A 3,199-nucleotide genomic window follows, 5' to 3' on the forward strand; every position below is an offset into this window, starting at 1 on the left:
CCCACGCACCGGCGATACCATCAAGATCAAATCGGCCAAGGTGCCCAAGTTCAAACCCGGCAMGGCGCTCAAGGACGCCGTGAACTGAACCTTCGGCCAATCCCGGTTTCCCCGGGCGCTTAGCTCAGTTGGTAGAGCACCTCCCTTACACGGAGATTGTCGGCGGTTCGAGCCCGTCAGCGCCCACCAGTTATACCCCTTGTAAATCAACAACTTACAGCGATTTGCCTGGATATATATTCAGCGCCAAACCAGCGAGCAAGGCAGCCACAGGCAGCTTTGACCAGCCAAAGTCCAGCGCTGACCAACCAACAAACCGCCGTAAAGTGCGTCGCTCCACGGGTAGCGAGGCGCGCACGATATGGCCGGCAAACGCAAAACAAGAACGGGTAAATGGGAGTTTGTTTTCAAGCGCGCTGGTGTGCTTGATAAACCCCTCTACCTGACCTTCGAGAGCGAGGCGGAAGGCGATTCCTATGCCGCCCGGCTGGATGCGTTGCTAGACCGCGGCATCGTGCCGACGGAACACCGGGCAGACGCCAAGGTGTCGAACATCGAGCAGCTGGCCAGGTTGTTCCAGGCCGAGGCCCATCCAAGCGACAAGGACCGTTCGGAGTTGGACGTGATCGCAAAGCGCAGCGGCTCGACGCCGTTGGCCGCGGTGACGACGAAGTGGGTGGACGACTGGATCTCGGACATGAAGCGCGTCGACAAGCTCGCGCCCACGTCCATCAGGGCCAAGGTCGGAGCGCTGGCTCGCTGCACCGACTGGGGCATGCGCAAGGGCCTGCTGACGATGCCAGACCACCCGTTGCGCACGCTGCCAGAGGGATATGCCCAATACAGCAAGAACGACGAGGCTCTGGCCGGCGTGAAGCGCGTTGATGTGGAGCGCGAGCGGCGGCTGGAAGAGGGCGAGTTTGAAAAGGCGCTGGCTCGCATCGAACTGGGCGTGCTGCCGCGCAAGCAGCGGCCCAGGCCCTTGGAGTTCAAGCCGGCGGTGCGTTGCGCCTTCGTCGTRGCCGTCGAGTCCGCGATGCGGATGCGCGAGCAGTACACGCTCGAGGTCGACCAGGTGGACCTGGCACGCTCGACCATCTTCCTGGACAAGACCAAGAACGGCGACAAGCGCCAGGTTCCATTGAGCAGCGTGGCCAAGGCCGAACTGCAGGCCTACCTCAAGGTGCGCACGCTGCCCGCCGGCGTGCCCGCGAATTTGCTCTACCCGTGGTGGGACGGGGATTCGTCAAAGAGATCGTTGTCCGGAACAACGCACTTCCTGAGCAAGCTCTACGGCAGCATCTTCGAGACGGAAGGGTTCGGCGACCTGACGTTCCATGATCTGAGGCACGAGGCCACGTCGCGGCTGTTCGAGCGCACCACGCTGAGCGAGACACAGATCATGAAGATCACTGGCCACAAGTCGCACAGGATGATGATGCGCTATGCCAACCTGCGGGGCAGCGACCTGGCGGCGCGCCTGTGGTGACCGGCGTCAGGCCGGCGTGGTTGTGCGCCGGCGCGGCTTGGTGTCGGCGGCCTTGAGCGGTGTACGCATGCGAGCGGCCGTCTCGCGCACGATGGCTTCCTCGACGTGTCTCAGCACGTCGGCAGTGAGCAAGACGTAGCTGCGGCCCAGCTTGCCCGCGCGCAGCTCGCCGCTGGCGATCTTGTCCAGCACGGTCTGGGGGTGGACCTTCATCAGGTCAGCGGCACCGGTTACATCGACGGTGGGAGGAAAGCTGGTCTGCATGGTCAGTCCTACGCCGCGGACGGCATCTGATCGTTGGCCGAGACCTGCTTCCACTCGCCGGAAGTCAAGCCTCGGTCGTCGAGGTAGACCTTCGTCATCTCGGCCGCCTTGTGGCCGAGCAGGGTCTGCACGGTCTTTTCCGTCATGCCCTCCGCGATGTAGGTGCGGGCCGAGAGGCTGCGCGCCTCGTGGAGGCTTGGCCACTCGTATTGCTTGTAGGCGTTGGGGCCGCAGACCGCGACGATGTGCTGCCGGAACCTGGCGGACAGAGAACTCTTCTCGATCGGCCTTCCGTTGGACTTGCGGAGCAGCGTGTCGCCCGGGGCGGCGATGCCGCGGCAGTGCTCGATGACCTCGCCCAGCGTCATGCCGGTGGCGTCTAGACGCAGCGACAGCGGGATGGCCAGACGGGCACCAACAGGCTTCCCGGCCTTCTTCTGCTGCTCGATCCTCAAGTGGTCGTCGACCACGTCATCGAAGCGCATCTTCGCTAGGTCGGCGCGCCGCTGCCCGGTGGCCAGGGCCAGCAGCAGTAGGGCCGGCACCCAGCGCTGCGGGCCGGCCTGGGCATCCGCCAGCATGGGCTTCCAGATCTCCAGCGTGAGCCGCTTGCGCAGGCCCGGCGCCTTGGGGCGCTTGACGTGGGCGGCCGGGCTCGACTCGGCGGCGCCGTTGGYGATGGCCTCGACGTAGACATCCTTCAGCTCGCCGAGGACTCGGCAGCCTGTGTGCGGGCTCCACTGCTTGAGCTTGCTCGCGATGTCGAACGGCCGCAGGGCGCGCAGCCGCATCGGACCCCAGGTGGCCTCGATGTGGTTGATCGACGTGGTGCGGTTTTTCACCGTCTGCGGGTTGTAGCCGCGCTCGGCAATGATCCCGCGATAGGTCAACAGCCACTCGGCCACGGTCGGTCCTTCGATGGCTGGCGCCGCATCGTTGGCGGCCTGCTTCGACGCCGGCTGGCCCGCGGGCAGCTGCGATACGGCGAGCTGCTGCAGGGCCTGCTTGAGCAGTTTCTTGAGCTTGCTTTTCTTCATAGGTCTGATGTGGGGTGGCAGTGCCCTCGCGGGGGATGGGAATGTCAGGGCAGCGCAGCGAAAGCGCGTGGCCAGTTTTCGAACAGGCGACAAGTGAACATTCGCCTGAAGGCCCGACGATGGCCGGCCTTGCTCAGGTGCTTGCGGCTGCCTGCGGTTAGGCGGCGACTGATGCGGCGGCAGGCTCTGCGATCTGATGGACGGGCGATGCGTTTCATGGTGGGCGTGGCAGAAGTACGGGAATCAGGCGGCAGGCTCGAACATCTCGCGGCGGATGGCCTCCACCTCGGCAGCGACGCGGATCGCCTCACGACGATGGAACTCGTCCTCTGCGAAGCTCGTCTGCCGCTTGACGATCAGCCCCGTCAGTTCGGCAATGTCCGCTGAGGTCAACTCCGGGGTGTGAGCG

General features: G+C 64.7%; 4 protein-coding genes and 1 tRNA gene. 3 read left to right on the forward strand and 2 right to left on the reverse strand.

The features are described from left to right. The 3 genes from AC1DU6_RS24765 to AC1DU6_RS24775 all read left to right on the forward strand — a co-directional run. Positions 1–88, forward strand: an 88-nt coding sequence (locus AC1DU6_RS24765; protein ID WP_477860316.1) for an HU family DNA-binding protein, incomplete at its 5' end; no start/stop codon positions are given. A 25-nt stretch (positions 89–113) separates the two neighbouring features. Next, positions 114–189: transfer RNA gene (locus AC1DU6_RS24770), tRNA-Val, on the forward strand. Positions 190–421: 232 nt separating this feature from the next. Further along, the gene (locus AC1DU6_RS24775; RefSeq protein WP_477860312.1) at positions 422–1,489 is read left to right on the forward strand and encodes a tyrosine-type recombinase/integrase; all 1,068 of its coding nucleotides are present in this window, start codon (positions 422–424) and stop codon (positions 1,487–1,489) included. Positions 1,490–1,495: 6 nt separating this feature from the next. On the opposite strand, the gene AC1DU6_RS24780 is transcribed toward AC1DU6_RS24775, so the two are convergent. After that, a complete protein-coding gene (locus tag AC1DU6_RS24780) occupies positions 1,496–1,753 on the reverse strand; it encodes a helix-turn-helix domain-containing protein (protein ID WP_477860313.1) in 258 nt (85 codons plus the stop codon). 8 nt (positions 1,754–1,761) lie between these two features. Further along, positions 1,762–2,790: a tyrosine-type recombinase/integrase gene (locus tag AC1DU6_RS24785; protein ID WP_477860315.1), complete on the reverse strand. Its 1,029-nt coding sequence runs from the start codon at positions 2,788–2,790 to the stop codon at positions 1,762–1,764. Between the last annotated feature and the right edge of the window lie 409 nt (positions 2,791–3,199).

Source organism: Roseateles sp. P5_B10, from assembly GCF_056400485.1.